The 17,556-nt window shown below is 70.7% G+C and carries 16 protein-coding genes; 2 read left to right on the forward strand and 14 right to left on the reverse strand.

The genetic code is table 11. The features are described 5' to 3' along the window. Nucleotides 1-5: 5 nt before the first annotated feature. The 5 genes from pgsA to EKD16_RS16405 all read right to left on the reverse strand — a co-directional run bounded on the left by pgsA (nucleotide 6) and on the right by EKD16_RS16405 (nucleotide 4,471). Nucleotides 6-638, reverse strand: a complete 633-nt coding sequence (gene pgsA, locus EKD16_RS16385) for a phosphatidylinositol phosphate synthase (protein WP_131099185.1) — start codon at nucleotides 636-638, stop codon at nucleotides 6-8. An 83-nt stretch (nucleotides 639-721) separates the two neighbouring features. After that, nucleotides 722-1,117: a thiol-disulfide oxidoreductase DCC family protein gene (locus EKD16_RS16390; protein ID WP_131099186.1), complete on the reverse strand. Its 396-nt coding sequence runs from the start codon at nucleotides 1,115-1,117 to the stop codon at nucleotides 722-724. Between the two features lie 22 nt (nucleotides 1,118-1,139). After that, on the reverse strand, nucleotides 1,140-1,685 hold the full coding sequence (locus EKD16_RS16395; RefSeq protein ID WP_131099187.1) for an HIT family protein: 546 nt from the start codon (nucleotides 1,683-1,685) through the stop codon (nucleotides 1,140-1,142). A gap of 136 nt (nucleotides 1,686-1,821) precedes the next feature. Next, entirely contained in the window at nucleotides 1,822-2,691 is an 870-nt protein-coding gene (locus tag EKD16_RS16400; RefSeq protein WP_131099188.1) for a TerC family protein, read from the reverse strand. Nucleotides 2,692-2,815: 124 nt separating this feature from the next. Then, complete coding sequence (locus EKD16_RS16405; RefSeq protein WP_131102659.1) at nucleotides 2,816-4,471, reverse strand: DUF885 domain-containing protein; 1,656 nt, start codon at nucleotides 4,469-4,471, stop codon at nucleotides 2,816-2,818. Nucleotides 4,472-4,634: 163 nt separating this feature from the next. On the opposite strand from EKD16_RS16405, the gene EKD16_RS16410 reads away from it, so the two are divergent. After that, nucleotides 4,635-5,300 carry a cyclase family protein gene (locus EKD16_RS16410; protein WP_242677003.1) on the forward strand — a complete coding sequence of 222 codons (666 nt, stop codon included), beginning with the start codon at nucleotides 4,635-4,637 and terminating at the stop codon, nucleotides 5,298-5,300. Between the two features lie 90 nt (nucleotides 5,301-5,390). Here the strand turns inward: EKD16_RS16410 and EKD16_RS16415 are convergent, their stop codons facing one another. Beyond that, nucleotides 5,391-5,981, reverse strand: coding sequence for a GTP-binding protein (locus EKD16_RS16415; RefSeq protein ID WP_131099190.1), 591 nt, complete (start codon nucleotides 5,979-5,981; stop codon nucleotides 5,391-5,393). An 81-nt stretch (nucleotides 5,982-6,062) separates the two neighbouring features. Between EKD16_RS16415 and EKD16_RS16420 the strand changes: the two genes are divergently transcribed. After that, on the forward strand, nucleotides 6,063-7,160 hold the full coding sequence (locus EKD16_RS16420; RefSeq protein WP_131097890.1) for an IS630 family transposase: 1,098 nt from the start codon (nucleotides 6,063-6,065) through the stop codon (nucleotides 7,158-7,160). On the opposite strand, the gene EKD16_RS16425 is transcribed toward EKD16_RS16420, so the two are convergent. The 8 genes from EKD16_RS16425 to EKD16_RS16460 all read right to left on the reverse strand — a co-directional run bounded on the left by EKD16_RS16425 (nucleotide 7,157) and on the right by EKD16_RS16460 (nucleotide 17,343). After that, nucleotides 7,157-7,648 carry a DUF742 domain-containing protein gene (locus tag EKD16_RS16425; RefSeq protein ID WP_242677004.1) on the reverse strand — a complete coding sequence of 164 codons (492 nt, stop codon included), beginning with the start codon at nucleotides 7,646-7,648 and terminating at the stop codon, nucleotides 7,157-7,159. The two genes, EKD16_RS16420 and EKD16_RS16425, sit on opposite strands and share 4 nt — an antisense overlap. 20 nt (nucleotides 7,649-7,668) lie before the next feature. Next, entirely contained in the window at nucleotides 7,669-8,070 is a 402-nt protein-coding gene (locus EKD16_RS16430) for a roadblock/LC7 domain-containing protein (RefSeq protein ID WP_131099191.1), read from the reverse strand. Between the two features lie 217 nt (nucleotides 8,071-8,287). Next, a complete protein-coding gene (locus tag EKD16_RS16435) occupies nucleotides 8,288-11,662 on the reverse strand; it encodes a sensor histidine kinase (protein WP_242677005.1) in 3,375 nt (1,124 codons plus the stop codon). Nucleotides 11,663-12,180: 518 nt separating this feature from the next. Continuing rightward, a complete protein-coding gene (locus EKD16_RS16440; protein WP_131099192.1) occupies nucleotides 12,181-12,861 on the reverse strand; it encodes a hypothetical protein in 681 nt (226 codons plus the stop codon). Between the two features lie 108 nt (nucleotides 12,862-12,969). Next, nucleotides 12,970-13,992 (reverse strand): LacI family DNA-binding transcriptional regulator, encoded by a 1,023-nt coding sequence (locus EKD16_RS16445; RefSeq protein WP_131099193.1) that lies wholly within the window; start codon nucleotides 13,990-13,992, stop codon nucleotides 12,970-12,972. 68 nt (nucleotides 13,993-14,060) lie between these two features. Beyond that, nucleotides 14,061-15,533, reverse strand: a complete 1,473-nt coding sequence (locus EKD16_RS16450; RefSeq protein ID WP_242677006.1) for a GH1 family beta-glucosidase — start codon at nucleotides 15,531-15,533, stop codon at nucleotides 14,061-14,063. Then, a complete protein-coding gene (locus EKD16_RS16455) occupies nucleotides 15,530-16,450 on the reverse strand; it encodes a carbohydrate ABC transporter permease (protein ID WP_131099194.1) in 921 nt (306 codons plus the stop codon). Before EKD16_RS16455 ends, EKD16_RS16450 begins: the two co-directional genes overlap by 4 nt. Further along, nucleotides 16,450-17,343 (reverse strand): carbohydrate ABC transporter permease, encoded by an 894-nt coding sequence (locus EKD16_RS16460; RefSeq protein ID WP_131102669.1) that lies wholly within the window; start codon nucleotides 17,341-17,343, stop codon nucleotides 16,450-16,452. Before EKD16_RS16460 ends, EKD16_RS16455 begins: the two co-directional genes overlap by 1 nt. Nucleotides 17,344-17,556 lie beyond the last annotated feature (213 nt).

Genomic DNA, 17,556 nt, shown 5'->3' on the forward strand with positions numbered 1-17,556 from the left:
TCCTCCTAGACCGCGCCGCTGTCGTCGGCGGTGCGGCGGGGGCTGGTGAGCCGGTTGCGGGTCTCGATGAGCCGCTGCACGATGGTGATGCCGCTGATGAGGGCCAGGACACCCAGCCCCGCGGGCAGTATGTAGGGCACCCCAAGCCCGCCGAGGCCCACGGCCACCAGCACGATCACCAGCCGTTCGGACCGCTCGGCGATGCCGACGTCGCAGTTGGCGCCGAGTCCTTCGGCGCGTGCTTTGATGTAGGACACCCCGAACCCGCTGACCAGGCAGAACAGGGTGAGGTAGCCGAGAGCGGGGTTTTCGCCGCCGCCGAAGGACCACAGCACCAGACCGCTGAGGATCGCGGCGTCGGAGAGCCGGTCCAGGGTGGAGTCGAGGAAGGCGCCCCACTTGGTGGTACTGCCGGAGGCGCGGGCGACGGCGCCGTCGAGCATGTCCAGCAGCACGAAGACGGTGACGGCGACCGAGCCGGTGAAGAGCTCGCCGCGCGGGTAGAAGACGAGCGCACTGGCGACGACGCCGAGGGCGCCGGTGAGGGTGACCATGGTCGGCGTGACGCCGAGCCTGGCCAGCAGCCGACCGAGCGGTAGCAGCAGTCGGCCGAACAGGGGACGCAGATATCTGAGCATGATCCTCAAGATCGTATGGCCGGGGCGGCGTGGGCGGGCGGTCCGCCCACCCGTCGCCCATCCTCAACGGAGACGGTCGCGCGTCATGGCTCGTCCCTCGGCGGATCGAGGCGGCAGGCGGGGACTCCGCCGGGCATCAGGTGGCGGTGGTGGGACACCCACCGGTAGGCGGCGGCGCCGAGCGCGCGCACGGGAGCGCGGCGCAGCAGCCAGCCGGCGGCGGGCCACAGCGGGCGGTGGCTGGCCAGCATCAGTACCGCGATCGCGTCGATCCCGCCCCACAACCGCCGCCCGGCGGCGTCCAGCAGCAGGACCTCCTCCTGGGCGCGGCTGCGCGCGGCCGCGGAGAGGTCGCTGGTCTGCCAGGGGACCGTGGACAGCCGCGGCTCGACGAAGCGGCGGGCGAGCCGGGCGCTGCTGGTGCAGAACCCGCAGTCGCCGTCGAATACCAGTACGGGTGCCGAATGCCGAGTGGCCATCGGCTCACCTCCCGAGCGTCGATCAGGATTGGGGCCAGGACTCGGCGAGGGACTCCCGGGTCTGCTGCAGGAGTTCGGGCAGGATCTTGGTACGGCCGATGACCGGCATGAAGTTGGTGTCGCCTCCCCAGCGGGGGACGATGTGCTGGTGCAGGTGGGCGGCGATCCCGGCGCCCGCGATGGCGCCGAGGTTCATGCCGATGTTGAACCCTTGGGGCCCGAGTGCGCGGCGCACCGCGGTGATGCCCGCCTGAGTGAACGTGGCGAACTCCGCGCTCTCGGACCCGTCGAGGTCGGTGTAGTCGGCCACGTGCCGGTAGGGGCAGATCAACAGGTGACCGCTGTTGTAGGGGTAGAGGTTGAGCACCGCGTAGGCGGTCTTGCCGCGGGCCACGACCAGTCCTTCGGCGTCGGGCAGCTCCGGGGCGCGGCAGAAGGGGCACCCGTCTTCGGGGGCGGGGCCGCTCGGCTTGTTCTCGCCCTGGATGTAGGCCATCCGGTGCGGCGTCCACAGGCGCTGGTAGCCGTCGGGGTCGCCGAAGGCGGCATCCCGCTCGGCTTCGCCCATCGTCTGCTCACCTCACCGCGTCGTCGAGGTCGCGCCGTGCCGGCGCCGGGTCCGCGCGGTCCGCCCCGCGGCGGCCGTGCCGACTCCAGCATAGGATGCGCGGCGCCGCGGGGCCGAACGACGTGCGGCCGCGGTCTCACTCGGCGGACTTGGCGGGCTCGCCGCCGGCTCCTTCGGCGGCGCGCGGCGGCTCCTTTTCTGTGGAGGGCGCTGAGGACGCGGCGGCGTCGGTGGCCTCGGCGGTGTCCTCGCCGGCGCGGTCGCCTTCCTCGGAGTAGCGGCTGCTGAGCTTGACGGGGGTGCCCTGGGCACGGCGGCGCAGCAGGTTGAGGATCTCCACGAACAGCGAGAAGCCCATCGCGGCGTAGATGTAGCCCTTGGGCACGTGGAAGCCGAGCCCGTCGGCGACCAGGGTCATACCGATGAGCAGCAGGAACGCCAGCGCCAGCATCTTGATGGTGGGGTGCTTGTTCACGAACCGGCTCAGCGGGGCGGCGAGCACCAGCATGACGATGACGGCGATGACGACGGCGCCGACCATCGCCCAGATGCCGTAGGGCTGGTCGCCGATCATGCCGACCGCGGTGATGACCGAGTCCAGCGAGAAGATGACGTCCAGCGCGACGATCTGCACCAGCACCGCGCCCATCGCGGCCCGGACCTGCGAACCGGCGTGGTCCTCCTCGCCTTCGAGGCTCTCGTGGATCTCGTAGGTGGCCTTGCCGATGAGGAAGAGTCCGCCGATGAGCAGGATGATGGCCTGGCCGCTGAACTCGACTCCGGCGACTGTGAACAGCGGGGCCGTCAGTTGCATGATCAGCGTGATGGAGCCGAGCAGCGCCAGCCGGCTGATCAGGGCCAGCCCGATGCCGAGCTGACGCGCGCGGGCCTGCTGGTGCTTGGGCAGCTTGCCGGCCAGGATCGAGATGAATACGAGGTTGTCGATGCCGAGGACGATCTCCAGCGCGGTCAGCGTGAAGAATCCGACGATCAGGTCCGTGGTCATGGCGGGGTCGTCAGCTCCGGGAGTAACAGGGGGCGCGGATACGGGTAAGGCGTGTGGAGTCTAGATCATCCCGGTGTGTGCCTTCGCGGAATACCGGGCGCCGACAGCGGCCGGATCAGGCCGTTCACACCTGCAGCAGAGCGCGCAGGTGGCGCGGAGTGGGCGACCCGTGGGCCAGCACCTCGTCGTGGAGGTCGCGCCGGGCGGCGTCGGGCCGAGCCGCGCCCAGGTCGCGCACGACGGCCGAGACCTCCTGGTAGCCGACGTAGTAGGTGGACAACTGCGCACTGGTGAGCAGGGCCCGGCGCCACTTGCCGGCGGCCTCACCCTCCTCCTGGTGTCCTCGCTCGACGAGCAGGGACATGGCCTCGGACTCGGTCATGCCGTGGGCGTGGACGCGGATGTCCAGAATGGCGTTGATGATCATGCGCAGCCGGGTCTTCAGCTGCACGAGCCGCAGCCGCCGGTTGCGCTCGGGATCGTCGGCGCACCAGCCGTGGCCCTGCATCGCGTCCTCCGCGTAGACGGCCCAGCCCTCGATGAAGGTGCCGCTGTGCAGTGCGTGGCGCAGCCTGGTGCTGCCGGAGTAGCCCGCGGCGCGGGCGAGTTGGAGGGCGTGGCCCGGGACGGCCTCGTGCACCATCAGCTCGCGCAGCATGTCGGCGTTGTACTCGCGGTAGAAGGAGGTCCGGCGCTCGGCGGGCCAGTCGGCGGGCGGCGGGGCGACGGCGATGAGCGTGGGACGCTCCGGAGTGGCGGAGAGCGGGCCGGGCGGGTCGCAGTAGGCCACGGCCATGCCGCGGCGCGACTCGGGCATCGGGATCACGCGCACAGGATGATCGGGCAGGGTGGCGAAGTCGAGTTCGCGGACGCGGCCGACGAGGTGCTCCAAGGCCCGTTCGCAGGTGGGGCGCACGGTTTCCTCGGTGGTGGCGGCCTCGGCGGCGATGCGGTCGAGCACTTCGCGCACCTGGCCGGAACGCGGCGGCGCGCCCTCGAAGTCGGCGGCGGCCTCGGCGATGGCCTCCTCCGTGGCCAGCAGGTCGCTTTCGGCGCGGGTGAGCAGGGCGTCCTGGGACAGTTCGGAGTCGAGCGTGTACCACAGCCGGGCGGCGTGGTCGCGCGCACCCAGACGGGGGTCGGCGTCGGCGGTCTCGACCCGCGAACGCAGCCAGTCGATGTGCTCGCGCAGGGCGGCCGCGGCGGCGCCCCGGGCCTCGTCGACGGCGGTGCGCAGGGCGGGGGCCTGTTCGATGAGGGTGTCGACCTCGCCGCCGAGCAGACCGAGGATGCCCTCGGCCCGGGTTGCGGCGGTCTCCACGTGGACGCGCGGCATGCCGGGGCCGCCGTCGAGGCGGGTGCGCGCAGTGTCGAGGAACTGCGGGACGGCGGCGCAGCGGGCGCTGATGGCGCGCAGCCGCTCATCGGCGGGCAGGTCCTCGCCGGCGACGAGTCCGTAGAGCGCGTCGCCGGGCAGGTGCACCAGGGGGTCCCAGGTCTGCGGACGCAACTCGGTGAGCTGCCACAGGTCGGCGGAGACCCGGTTGCGCAGCATCTCCAGGTCGACTCGGTCGGCCGGGGGCAGCAGCAGGTCGTCGATCTCGTCCAGCGCGCCCAGGGCGTCGGTGAGCACTCCCGCGCGCCGGGAGTCGGCGTCGGCGGAGTGGTCGGTGAGCCGGTCGCGGAAGCGGTGGTCGCCGAGGTCGTCGGCCCATTCGGGGCCGTCCGCCAGCAGGGCGTCGAGGATGTTCTCGCCGACGGAGTGGAAGCGGTCCGTCATGGCGTTTGCGCCGGGGTCGGGCTGGTCGCGGGAAGGGTGAGAACTCATCGACTGCTATCTTGCCTCCTCACCGCGCGCGATGCACCCCTTGTCAACAGGGCCGCGGGCGCCGGTGCCGGAAGCGGCCGCCGAGAAAGCGGCACCACCGAGTGTGAGGAGAGCCGTGCAGATCAACCGCATCGTCGACCTGAGCCGACCCGTGGGACCCGAGACCCAGGCTTTTCCCGGTGACCGGGAGCCCAGTCTGGAGCGTTCGGCCACCGTGGCCGTCGAGGGCTACAACTCCACGGGTGTGCACATGAGCTCGCACAGCGGCACGCACGCCGACGCGCCCTACCACTTCCTGGACGACGGGCCGCGGCTGGAGGAGCTGTCGCTGGGGCAGTTCACCGGCGCGGCCGTGGTGGTGGAGGCCACGGGCCGGGCCGACCGCTCCCCTATCACCGCCGAGGATCTGGCGCCCTGGCGGGAGCGGTTCGCGCCCGGGGCGGCGGTGCTGCTGCACACCGGGTGGGCGGACCATTACGGCACTTCGCGCTACTTCGACCACCCCTACCTCGCCGGGGACGCGGCGCGACTGCTGGTCGAGGCGGGGGTGCGGTGCGTGGGCATCGACGCGCCCAGTCCGGACTCGACACCGCACGGCCCGCATCCCGAGGGCGACTGGGCGGCGCACATGAGTGTGCTGGGCGCGGGAGGCACCATCGTGGAGAACCTCTGCGGCCTGGAGCGCATCGACTTCGCCGATCCGCTGTTCGTCGCGCTGCCGATCCGCCTCAGCAGCGGAGACGGCGCGCCGGTGCGGGCCGTGGCCATGGGGTTCGGCTGACCGCGGCCGGCGGTCGCGGCCACGCGGCGGCGCGTGGCGACCGCGCGCTCTCCCGGCCCGCCGCGGACGCGGTCGCGGCCGGGAGAGCACCTATCGCCAGGAGCCCTGTCCGCCGGTGGAGGTGGGCTGTCCGGCACCGCCGGGGTCGCCGACGGTGATGGCGTGCTCCACCAGCGTGATGAGCGTGGACTTGGTGGAGGCGCGGTCGCGTGCGTCGACCTGGACGATGGGGATCTCCGGGCTGAGGGTGAGCGCGTCGCGCACCTCCTGGGCCGCGTGCGGGTAGTACCCGTCGAACCCGTTGATCGCCACGACGAAGGGCAGCCGCGCCTCTTCGAAGTAGTCGATAGCGGGGAAGCAGTCGGCCAGACGGCGGGTGTCGACCAGCACCACGGCCCCGATGGCACCTTTGACCAGGTCGTCCCACATGAACCAGAAGCGGTGCTGGCCCGGCGTGCCGAACAGGTAGAGGATGAGGTCGGAGTCCAGCGAGACCCGGCCGAAGTCCATGGCCACCGTGGTGGTCTGCTTGTCCGGCGTCTTGGCGAGGTCGTCGACCCCGACGCTGGCGCTGGTCATGACCGCTTCGGTAGTCAGCGGCACGATCTCGGAGACGGAGCCGACGAACGTCGTCTTGCCTACACCGAAGCCTCCGGCGACGACGATCTTGACCGACGTCATCGCACTCGCCGCGGCACCGCCCTCGTCGGCCGCGCTAGTGTTCTGCGCCTGAAATCCGTTTCATAAGTGTAGGCTTCGGAGATGGTGAAGACGGGTCGGCCGAAGAAGGCCGAGTTGACGGTGACCGAGGCCGACCGCCGGGAGCTGGTGCGCGGGGCGCGGGCGGCGACCTCGACCCAGGCCTACGCGTTGCGCTGCCGGATTGTCTTGGCATGCGCGGAGCCCGAGGCGTTCAACAAGGACGTGGCCGCCGAGTTGGGGATCTCTGTGCCGACCGTGGCCAAGTGGCGGGGCCGGTTCATCGAGCACGGCCTGGCCGGGCTGGCCGATGAGCCCCGGCCGGGCCGGCCGCCCTCGATCCTGCTCGACCAGGTCCAGCAGGTCGTCGAACTGACCCTGGAGCAGACCCCGCCCGATGCCACCCATTGGTCGCGGGCCTCGATGGCGCGGCGCAGCGGGCTGAGCCGGTCGACCATCGGGCGGATCTGGCGGCACTTCGACCTGAAGCCGCACCGCACCGAGGGCTTCAAGATCTCCACCGACCCGCTGTTCGTGGAGAAGGTGGTCGACGTGGTCGGGCTGTATCACAACCCGCCCGAGCGGGCGGTGGTGCTGTGCGTGGACGAGAAGTCGCAGATGCAGGCCCTGGACCGCTCCCAGCCGGTGCTGCCGATGATGCCGAGTGCGCCCGAACGGGTCACCCACGACTACGTCCGCCACGGCACCACCAGCCTGTTCGCCGCCTTCAACATCGCCGACGGCACCGTCATCACCGAGCTGCACCGCCGGCACCGCGCGGCCGAGTTCAAGAAGTTCCTCATCAGCATCGACAAGGCGGTCCCGGCCGAGTTGGACATCCACTTGGTCTGCGACAACTACGCCACGCACAAGACCCCGCTGATCCACCAGTGGCTGGCCCGCCATCCACGCTTCCATGTGCACTTCACCCCGACCGGTTCCTCCTGGATCAACCAGGTCGAGCGCTGGTTCGGCTATCTCACTGCCCAGCTCACCCGCCGCGGGGTGCACAAGAGCGTGGCCGCGCTGGAGAAGGACGTGCGCGATTGGATCGAGCGGTGGAACACCGAGCCTCGCCCGTTCGTCTGGCGCAAGACCGCCGAAGAGGTCCTCGACTCCCTCGCCAGATATCTGAAACGGATTTCAGGCGCAGAACACTAGAGCTTGCGAAGTCCACTGAGCACCCTTTCAAGAAGGTTGGCGTTGGGCCGACTGTCGGTGTTGATCGACGACCTGATCTGCACCAGTCCTTGTTCGGACATGTCTGCGACGAGGACCTGCGCTACCCCGAGCGGGATGCGCAGGAGCGCCGAGACCTCGGCCACGGAGCGCCATTCGCGGCACAGGTCGCTGATGGCCTGGCATTCGGGGGTGAGGGTCCCCGACTCGTTGCGCGCCGTGTCCGTCGAGGAGATCAGGGTCTCCAGCGGCAGCTGGGACTTCGGCTTGGTGCGCCCCTTGGTCACAGCGTAAGGCCGCACCAGGGAGCTGGGGGAGCTGTTGGCCGCCGCCTGCTGGTCGGCGTTGTTCTGGGTCGGTCGTGGAACATCCGCGCCGCTCGGACCGGCCGCCGGCGACCTGGAGGCGCCGGCGGGCTGCTGCCCGAACCACGAAGCGCTCCCGGCATCTCGACTGTGAGGTGCCACCACTTCCTCCTGTCGGTGGTGGTTCAGTGGATTCCCGAGGTACGCGCCGCCGGAGTCAGCGCACGCCCCGCCCGCTCGACGAGCAGGGTCATCTCGTAGGCGACGAGGCCGAGATCGCACTCGGCGGCCGCGAGAACAGCGAGGCAGGAGCCGTCGCTGATGGACATGATCAGCAGCAGGCCCCGCTCCATCTCCACGACGGTCTGCGAGACGGCGCCGCCTTCGAAGACGCGCGAGGCGCCCTGGGTGAGGCTGGAGAGCCCGGAGGCGATCGCAGCCAACTGGTCGGCCCGGTCTGCGGGGAAACCGGTCGAGGAGGCGAGGGGGAGCCCGTCCGACGAGACGACGATCGCGTGCGCGACGTCCGGCACTCGATTTGCGAAGTCAGTGATCAGCCAGTTGAGCTCGTTCACCGGTTGATTCATCTGCTCTCCTGTCCATTCCGGCCGGGGGATCGACCTCGGCCCGCGGGCCTTGCGTCGGCCGAGTGGGCTCCTGTAGTGACCTTATTCGGTTGCTTGTCGCTCATCATCACCGGAGGTGCGGATGATGCTATTCCATCGCTGATCCGTGATATGTCGGGACCCCGCGCCGGAGGCCGGCGGCGAGCCGCAGCGCGCCCGACCGTACCCGCCTTGAGCACTAGTTCTCCTCGTTCGGCATGTCGCCGACCTGGTTGCGGCCTTCGCGGACCCCGCGCTGGAAGCCCGAGAAGCGGTTGCGCACCCGATCGGCGGACCGGGTCGGGACCTGCTTGACGTTCTCCGGCGTGGGAGCCGTTCCGGGCACAAGGTTTGCCTTAGGAACGCGTTTTGGCAAGCCCGAAGTGGTGAGTCCGCCCGCCATGGGCTCGGCGACGGTCTGCGCCGCCTGCCATCCGCGGTCGGCCTCGGAACGCCAGTCGTCCTCGGTGCGGTAGGGCTGCTGCGCAGCGGAGTCGGTGCTTTCCTGGGGCTGGGGAGCGTCGTGCGCGCCGGGGCTCTGCATGTGCTGACCACCCTGTCGCCCCGAGTAACCGTTGGCGCTCGCCGGCTCGGCGGAGTCGTATCGCGGCCGCTGGTGGTCCGAGGAGCCGCGCTGCGGCTGGTCGGCACGGCCCCGCCCGTCTCCGGCCCCCGTGCCCTGGTCGGCGCCGAAGCGCGGCAGCGGTCCGGTCTCGGGCTCGGTCGCGGGTCCGCCGCTGCGGCGGCGGAACCAGTTGGACTCTATGGCGTCGAAGATCGGCAGGGTCTCCGAGCCGCCCTCGGGCGAAGGCGGGACAACGGTGTTCTGCCCGGCGCCCCCGCCTCCGTAGCGCCGCGAGAGGTAGGCGGTGGAGCCGTGGCCTTCGCGGTTCTCGGGCTCGCCCCACTCGGCCCGGCCCGCCTCGGCGCGGGCGGGCTCGCTGTTGGAGTCCGCCGAGCCGCCGGACTGGTACGGCTGCTGCCCGTTGGCGCCGTTCGCCCAGCCGTGCTCGGCCGGTCCCGACTGCGACGCCCAGGGGTTCGCCTCTTCGGCGGGCCGGGCGAAGGGCTGGGAGGGCGGGCCGCTGGGGCGCTGCTCCTGGGGCCGCTGCTGCTGGGACTGCGACGGCTGCTGCGCCTGCTGCTGGTCGTGCCGACGCCGGCCGGTGTCCCAGGCGTCCCAGTGGGGCTCGGCGGACTGCTGCTCGGCGCGGGGCGGTTCGGCCGACTGCGGGTGCTGCTGGGGCTGGTGGTGCTGCGGCGGAGCGGCCGGCGGCTCGGGCCGACTCGGCTCGGAGTGCCCGGGCGGCACGTTCCAACCGCTGCCGGACCACAGGTCCTCACCGCTGGGCGGGTGCTCCTCGGCGGCCCCTCCGGCGCGGTTGAGCCCCGGTTCGCGCTTGGGCAGCTGCGGCTGGGCACCGGTGTCGCGCCGCTCTCCCCAGATGGAGGGCTCGGGCGGGGCGGGGTTGGCGGCGAAGGCGGCGGCGGCCTCGGCGTAGGTGTCGGGCGCGCCGGGCGCGCCGGGGGACTCCAGGGCCGGCTGCGGCTCGACCGGCGTGATCAGCAGGTCCGGCGGGAAGGCCGCGGTGGCGGTGACGCCGCCGTTGTGCGCTTGGTCCAGTCGGACGCGGATGCCGTGGCGGGCGGCCAGGCGGCTGACCACGAACAGGCCCATGCGGCGCGAGACGCCGACGTCGATGACCGGCGGCTGGGCCAGGCGCTCGTTGACGGTGCGGATCTCCTCGGGCGGCATGCCGATGCCGCTGTCGGTGACCTCCACGCGCACCCCGCCGTCGTCCAGGACCTGGGCGGTGACCGCGACCTGGGAGTCGTTGGAGGAGAAGGAGGTCGCGTTCTCGACCAGCTCGGCGACCAGGTGGATGACGTCGTTGACCGGGCGCCCCAGCACGGAGATGTGCGAGGGCGCGCGCACGTTGATGCGCTCGTACTCCTCGACCTCGGAGATCGCACCGCGCAGCACGTCGACCAGCGGGACGGGCTGGGCCCACTTGCGGGTGTTGTCCTGACCGGAGAGGACCAGGAGGTTCTCGTTGTTGCGCCGCATACGGGTGGCGAGGTGGTCCAGCTGGAACAGGTCGGAGAGCCGCTCGGAGTCCTGCTCGCCCTGCTCCAGGCCGTCGATCAGGCGCAACTGGCGTTCCACCAGCGTCTGGCTGCGCCGGGAGAGGTTGACGAACATCGCGTTGACGTTGCTGCGCAGGGCGGCCTCGTCGGAGGCCAGGGTCAGCGCCACGCGGTGGACCTCGTCGAAGGAGCGTGCGACCTCGCCGATCTCGTCGCGGGAACTGACCTCGATCGGTTTGACGTCGATCTCGCCGGAGGCCGAACTGGACTCCTGCATGCGCGCGATCGCTCCGGGCAGGTCGTCCTCGGCGATGCGCAGCGCGCCCTCGCGCAGCGAGCGCAGCGGCCGCACCAGGGAGCGCACCACGACCGACGTCAGGGTGAAAACGGCGACGAGGACGATCAGGACGAGGATCGATTCGGCGACGGCGCGGCTCAGCGCGCCGGCGCTGAGGGTGGCGGCCTGGGACCGCACCGAGGTGGCCAGGTTCGACTCGATCTGGGACATCCGGTCGAGCACGACCCCGGCGGCCTCTTGGTATTCCTGAGGGGTGTCGCCGGAGGTCAGACCGCTGATCTGCTGGTCTTCGCGGGCGCGGGTGATGACGCGCAGCCGGGTGGTGGCCATCTGGCTGACCTCGGCGCCGACGAACGTCTCCTCGTACATCTGGCGCTGGTCGGTGGTGGCGCTGTTGCGGAAGTTGGCGCGCTCGTTCTCGAAGGTCGCCCGGCTGTCCTCGATCTCGGAGCGGATGCCCTCGGACATGCTGCCGCGGATCAGCGAGTGCAGCATCAGCGCGCCCTCGTAGGAGAGCTGCTCGCGCGCCTTGGCCACACCGGTGAGGGCGCGCACGCTCGACCGGAGCTCGGTGTCGCTCGTGCCTTCGGCGATGGTCTGGTTGAAGCCGGAGAGGGAGTCGAGGATCTGGGTGTACTTGGTGACCATCGGCAGCACGGTCAGGCGGGTGTTCTGCACCTCGTCGCGCACCCGGTCGAGGTTGCCGAGGCTGTCCTGCATGCTCTGCAGCCGCGTCGCCGTCAGCTGGCTGCCGGGATCGCCCAGCCCGTCGATGAGGCTCTGCACACGCTGCTCGGCCTGCCGGCTCTCCTGGATCTGCTCCTGGAGCGTCTCCAGCGAGTCCTGCGAGCGCTCCTCGAAATTCGGGTCGTCGGCGATGTATGCCGCCGCCATCACGCGCTCGCGCCCCAGCTCGGTCGCCAGGTCGACGACGGCCTCGCCCAGTGCGGCCGCCCCCTCGATCCGGTCGTAGGAGACCGTGTTGACGACACTCTCCGAGATCCGCAGGCCGCCCAGCACGAGGGCGACCGCCGTGGGGATCACGATGAGGGCGATCAACCGGGGCCGCACGCGCCATTCGCGCGGCGACCACCAGCGCGGCCGGGCCTCCGCCGGCGCGGCGGCGCGGTCGGCCTGCGGACCGCCGGGAGCGGCGCCGCCTCCGTCATCTGTCGCTCGTGTCGACACGGACCCTCGCAACCTTTCCTGGTTCCCGCCTCAACCGCCGGATTCCTGTTCCCCGTGGGCGATGCCGGATCCGAAAAGGCCCTCAGGGGCCTGCGTGACTCCGGATGAACCCGATTGGGCCTGCCGCGCGCGGCGGTGTGCGCGGAATAGAGTGGGGTTCCGCGCCCGGGCGCACCCTCAGGGGGAATGAAGAGGCGTTGTGCACCATAAACCAAAAATGGTGCACGTGAGGTTGATAGCGTATCAATCCGCGCAGATGCCGCACCTCGCGCCGACGGACGCGAGCCGTCCGCGTACCAGCCGCCGTGAGCGCGGCAGCGCCGCCACCAGGCTGGACCCGCAGGTTATGTACCGCCGAGACGGCCGGTATCGGTCCCCCGGAATCCCATACATAACTTTTTGGACACGCCGCCGACATTGCGTGAATCGACGGCGGCGCCGTGTCATCGGTCCTGGTGAGAGCGGTGGCGCCGGGAAGAGCGGGAATCCGCCCGATGCCGGGCCGCGCGGAGCCGGGGTCAGGCCCCCGCACCCACCCGCATCTCGAACTCGCCCAGGCGGCCGCCGTCGACGAACAGCTCCTCACCGGGTTCCAGCGGGCGGGTGCCCGCCGGCAGCGCGGCCGCGGTGAAACCGCTGTCGGTCCCGGCGGCCCAGCCCAGGCCGCCGTCCAGTTCGGCGCGCGCGAGTGTCCTCCCTTCGACACCGGCCTCCACGCACAGCGGCGAGCCGTCGAACTCGTCGTGGGTGACGATCGCCGGGCCCACACTCAGCGTCACCGGGTCGCCCTCGAGGGTGCGCCACAGGCACGCCGGGGTGTAGCCCGCGTGGCGGCCCTGGCCGCCGAACAACGCCATCACGCCGACCGCGGCGGTCAGCGCCGAGACGCCGGCGGGCAGCAGCACCCCGTCGTCGGTGCCGCGGACGAGCGCGGGCGCCACTTGTGTCCACGCGCCGTCGACGTGGGCCGGCACGGACCGCTCCGGGCGCACGGGCGCGCAGAGCCGGGTCTCGAACTCGACGATGATCTCCACCGGGGCGGCCAGCGCCTTGTGATAGGCGTCGGCGAGCGCGTCGCGGTCCTTCTCCAACAGCTCCGGGACGCTCTGCGCCCCCGGATAGCCGAAGACGCAGCCGTCGTCGACGACGCCGGAGCGCTCCTCGCCTCCGCTCGGCGAAAGATAGGTGACCCACCGCATCGGAATATTCCCCTCCCGGCGACCCGATGGCCCTTTCGGGCTTTTCCTCCCGGCATCACGTTATCCCGGTGATAGGGGTCACCCGTCCGCAATCGTCCTGGCGGCGGTTCAGCCGGACTCGCGGATGACCAGGTGGGTGTCGAGGACCTGCTCGCTGAAGTCGGCCTCGCCGGGAATGGCGACGTCGGCCAGGATGCGCGCCATCTCCCCGCCCATACGTTCGGTGGGCTGGTGCACGCTGCTCAGCGGGGGGTCGCTGTGCGAGGCGAAGGAGGAGTTGTCGTACCCGATCACGGCCACGTCCTCGGGGATGCGGCGCCCCGACCCGCGCAGGACCCGCATCGCCGCGAGGGCCATGGGGTCCGACGCGACGAACACCGCGTCCAGGTCGGGGGCGGACTCCAGCAGTCCACGCATGGCGGCGTCGCCGCTCTCGTAGCTGAAGTCGCCCCGGACGATCTGCGTCGGGGGCGTGGGCAGGCCGCTCTCCCGCATGGCCTTGAGGTAGCCCTCCAGCCGGTCCTCGCCGGCGACCATGTCGGGCGGGCCCGCCACGGTGGCGATGCAGTGCCGCCCCGTCTCGACGAGTCGGCGGGTCGCCGTGCGCGCCCCGCCGACGTTGTCGATGTCGACGTAGTGGATGGGATGGTGCGTCTGCCACGAAGGCCGGCCGCCGATCACGCACGGCACCCCCGCCTCGGCCAGCCGGTCGGGCAGCGGGTCGTCGGCGTGCAGCGAGACCAGCAGCACGCCGTCGACGTGGTGCGCGGTCAGGTAGTCGCCCAGCCTGCCGTACTCGTCGGGTGAGCGCACGGTCGTCAGCAGCAGCTGCAGATCGCGCTCGTTGAGCGTGGCGCTCACCCCGCGGACGATGTGGGCGAAGAAGGGCTGGGCGAACAACCGGTCGTTGGGCTCGGGCACCACCAGCGCGACCGTGTCCGTGCGCCGGGTGACGAGCGTGCGCGCGGCGTGGTTGGGCACGTAGCCCAGCTCGGCGATGGCGTCGCGTACCGCCTCGCGCGTCGCCGGGCTCACCTGGTCCGACCCGTTGATGACGCGGGAGACGGTGCCGCGCCCGACCCCGGCGCGGGTGGCCACCATCTCCAGCGTCGGCCGCCGGACCCCACTCATCGCAACACCTTCCCCGATCCCCGCAGCGTAAGGGCGCCTCTTCACCCTTACCAGCATCCCATCCGCCGTTACCCGGGCAGGCCGCCCTTGCGCACGACGTCCGAGTACCAGCGGCCGCTGTCCTTCACCCGGCGGCGCTGGGTCTCGTAGTCGACGTGCACGACGCCGAAGCGCTGCGAATAGCCCCACGCCCACTCGAAATTGTCCAGCAGCGACCAGACGAAGTACCCGTGCATCGGCACGCCCGCCTTCAGCGCCTCGTGCACGATGCGCAGGTGGGCGTCGATATAGGCCACGCGGTCGGGGTCGTGCACCCGGTCGTCGGGGCCGACCTCGTCCTCGAAGGCCGCACCGTTCTCATGGACGTACATAGGCACCCCCGGGCACTCGGCCGCCAGCCGCACCAGGACCTCGTACATACCGGTGGCGTCGATCTCCCAGCCGATGCCGGTGCGCGGCAGGCCCTGGCTGACGAACACCACGTCGTCGCAACCGACGAAGGCGCCGGCGTCGCCGCCGCTCTCGACCCGCGACGGGTCGATGCCCTCGGCGGTGGCCGAAACCCAGTGCGGCGTGTAGTAGTTGACGCCCAGGTGGTCCAGGGGCGCCGAGACCAGCTCCAGGTCGCCGTCGCGGACGAAGGAGAAGTCGCTGATGCCGGCGAGGTCGTCGACCATGTCGGCGGGGTAGCGCCCCTGGAACAGCGGGCCGGTGAAGACGCGGTTGCGCACCCCGTCGGCGCGGCGGGCCACCGCCACGTCGGCCGGCGAGGTGGTGTAGGGCCGCAGCGTCGTCTGGTTGAGCGTCAGCCCCACCTTTCGGTCGGTGTCTCCCTCGCGCAGCACCGCCGCGGCCAGGCCGTGGCCCAGCAGCAGGTGGTGCGCGGCGGCGAGCGCGGCCGCGGGGTCGCGGCGGCCCGGGGCGTGCACGCCGTCGGCGTAGCCGAGGAACGCCGCGCACCAGGGCTCGTTGAGCGTCGTCCAGTCGCGCACGCGGTCGCCGAAGGCGTCGCGCAGCACCTGGGCGAACTCCGCGAACCGGTAGGCGGTGTCGCGCTCGGGCCAGCCGCCCCGGTCCTCCAGGGCCTGGGGCAGGTCCCAGTGGTAGAGCGTCGGCCAGGGCGTGATGCCGGCCTCCAGCAGTCGGTCCAGCAGCCGGTCGTAGAAGTCGAGCCCGGCCTGGTTGACCGCTCCGCCGCCCTCGGGGAGGACCCGCGGCCAGGCGATGGAGAACCGGTAGGCCCCGATACCCAGGTCCTGCATGATGTCGACGTCCTCGGCGTAGCGCCGGTAGTGGTCGACGGCCGGATCGCCGGTGTCGCCGTTGAGCACCTTGCCCGGGGTCGCCGAGAAGGTGTCCCAGATGCTGGGGCCGCGCCCGTCGGCGGTGGTGGCACCCTCGATCTGGAACGACGCGGTGGAGGCGCCCCAGACGAAGGCCTCGGGGAAGCGGACCCCGGGCTCGGGGGATGCCGCAGTGTCGGTGACGCTGTTGGTGTCGGCGGTCGGATCGGCGACAGTGGACACGTGTGATTGGGTCACGCTTTAATCGCACCTTCCATGATGCGCCCGACCAGCTGGCGGCCGAACACGAAGAAAATGATCAACAGAGGGAGAGTCGCGAAGGTCGCGCCGGTGAACATCAGGGCGAAGTCGCGCGAGAAGGCCGACTCGTTGAGCTGCTGGATGGAGAACTGCACCGTGGGGTTCTCCGGCGACAGCACCGCCAGCGCCCAGATGAACTCGTTCCAGGTCTGCATGAAGGTCAGCAGCCCCAGCACCACCATGGCCGGCCGGAGTGCCGGGAGGACGACGCTCCAGTAGATCCGGAAGGTGGAGCAGCCGTCGATGCGGGCCGCCTCCATCAGATCGTCGGGGATGGTCTGCAGCACGTATTGGCGCATCATGAACACGCCGAACCCGCTGACCATGAACGGCACGATCACCGACTGCAGTTCGCCGCGCCAGCCCAGCCAGTCCATCAGGATCAGCAGCGGGACCAGGCCGATCTGCACCGGCACGGCCATCGTGACGACGACGGCGACGGTGAAGAACGCGCGCCCCTTGAACTGCAGCTTGGCCAGCGCGAACCCCGCCAGCGAGCAGAAGAAGACGACCGACACCGCGACCGACGTGGAGGCGATGAGCGAGTTCATCAGGCCGGTCATGAAGTTGGCGGAGGAGTTCTCGAACAGCCGACCGACGTTGTGGAAGAAGTTGGCGCCGGGCACGAGGGCGGGCGGGAACTGGGACGCGGCCGTGGTGGTCCGCGTGGCGACGACGAACATCCACCACAGCGGGAACACCGACAGGATGAACGTCATGATCAGCGCGAAGTAGGTCAGCGGCGTGGCCTGGCGCATGCGGCGCAGGCTGCCACCGGGGCGCCGCCTGCTCGGCGAGCGGCGGTGCTGGGGAGCGCCCGAGGGCGTGGCCCGCTGAGTCGTCGTGGCAGTCATTACGCCCCCTTGATCCGGCTGGTGAGCCACACGTTGATGAGTCCCATGAACACCACGATCAGGAAGAGCACCCACGAGACCGCCGCGGCGTAGCCGAAGTTCTGGTAGTCGAAGGTCTCCTGGAAGACCAGCATCATCACCGTCTGGAACTGCCCCTGCGTGCCGCCGGAGTAGGACTGGTTGGCAGCGAAGATCACCGGCTCGGTGAAGAGCTGCATCTGACCGATGGTGGAGATGATGACCGTGAAGATGATGGTCGGGCGCAGCAGCGGGATGGTGATCTGCACGAACTGCCGCATGCGCGAGGCGCCGTCGAGGTCGGCGGCCTCGTAGACGTCCTTGGGGATCGACTGCATGGCGGCGAGGTAGATCAGCGCGTTGTAGCCGGTCCAGCGCCAGTCGATCATCACCGCGACGGCCGTCCAGGAGGCGAAGCGGTCGCCGCGCCAGTTGACGGGGTCGACGCCGATCGACGTCAGGAACTGGTTGATCAGGCCGAACTGCTCGCCGCCGAAGATGGTGCTGAAGACGATGGCCAGCGCGGCGATCGAGGTGATGTAGGGCAGGATCAGCGTCATCCGGAAGACGTTGGCGAAGCGGATCCTGCGGTTCAGCGTGTCGGCCAGCATCAGGGCGATGAGCAGCTGCGGGACGACCGCGATGGTGAAGATGCCCAGGGTGTTGAAGAGGGCGTTCCAGAACTTCTCGTCGCTGACGAGCCGGACGTAGTTGTCCAGTCCGGCGAAGCCCTCGTTGCCGCCGATGAGGCTCCAGTCGTGCAGGGACACCCAGACGGTGTAGAGCAGCGGGAAAAGCCCGAAAACTCCGAAGAGCAGGAAGAACGGAGTGATGAACGCGTAGGGCGAGGCTCGGACGTCGAGGCGGCTCAGCATCTGCCTGCGGCGCGCACGCGCCCGCTCCCGTGAATCGGGAGGGCCGGCGCCGGCACCGTCCGCCGGCCCCGGCGCGGGTGACGGCGGGGCACCGTCCTGCAGGGAGGTCACGTCGCGCTCCTTTCAATGTGCGGTGGGAGGCAGGGTGGTGGCTGTTGGGAGCGGGGCCCTGCCAGCGTGAAAGGCGGCCCGGCCTGGTGGTGAGCCAGACGT

It is taken from the genome of Streptomonospora litoralis, from assembly GCF_004323735.1.
Classification (GTDB): domain Bacteria; phylum Actinomycetota; class Actinomycetes; order Streptosporangiales; family Streptosporangiaceae; genus Streptomonospora; species Streptomonospora litoralis.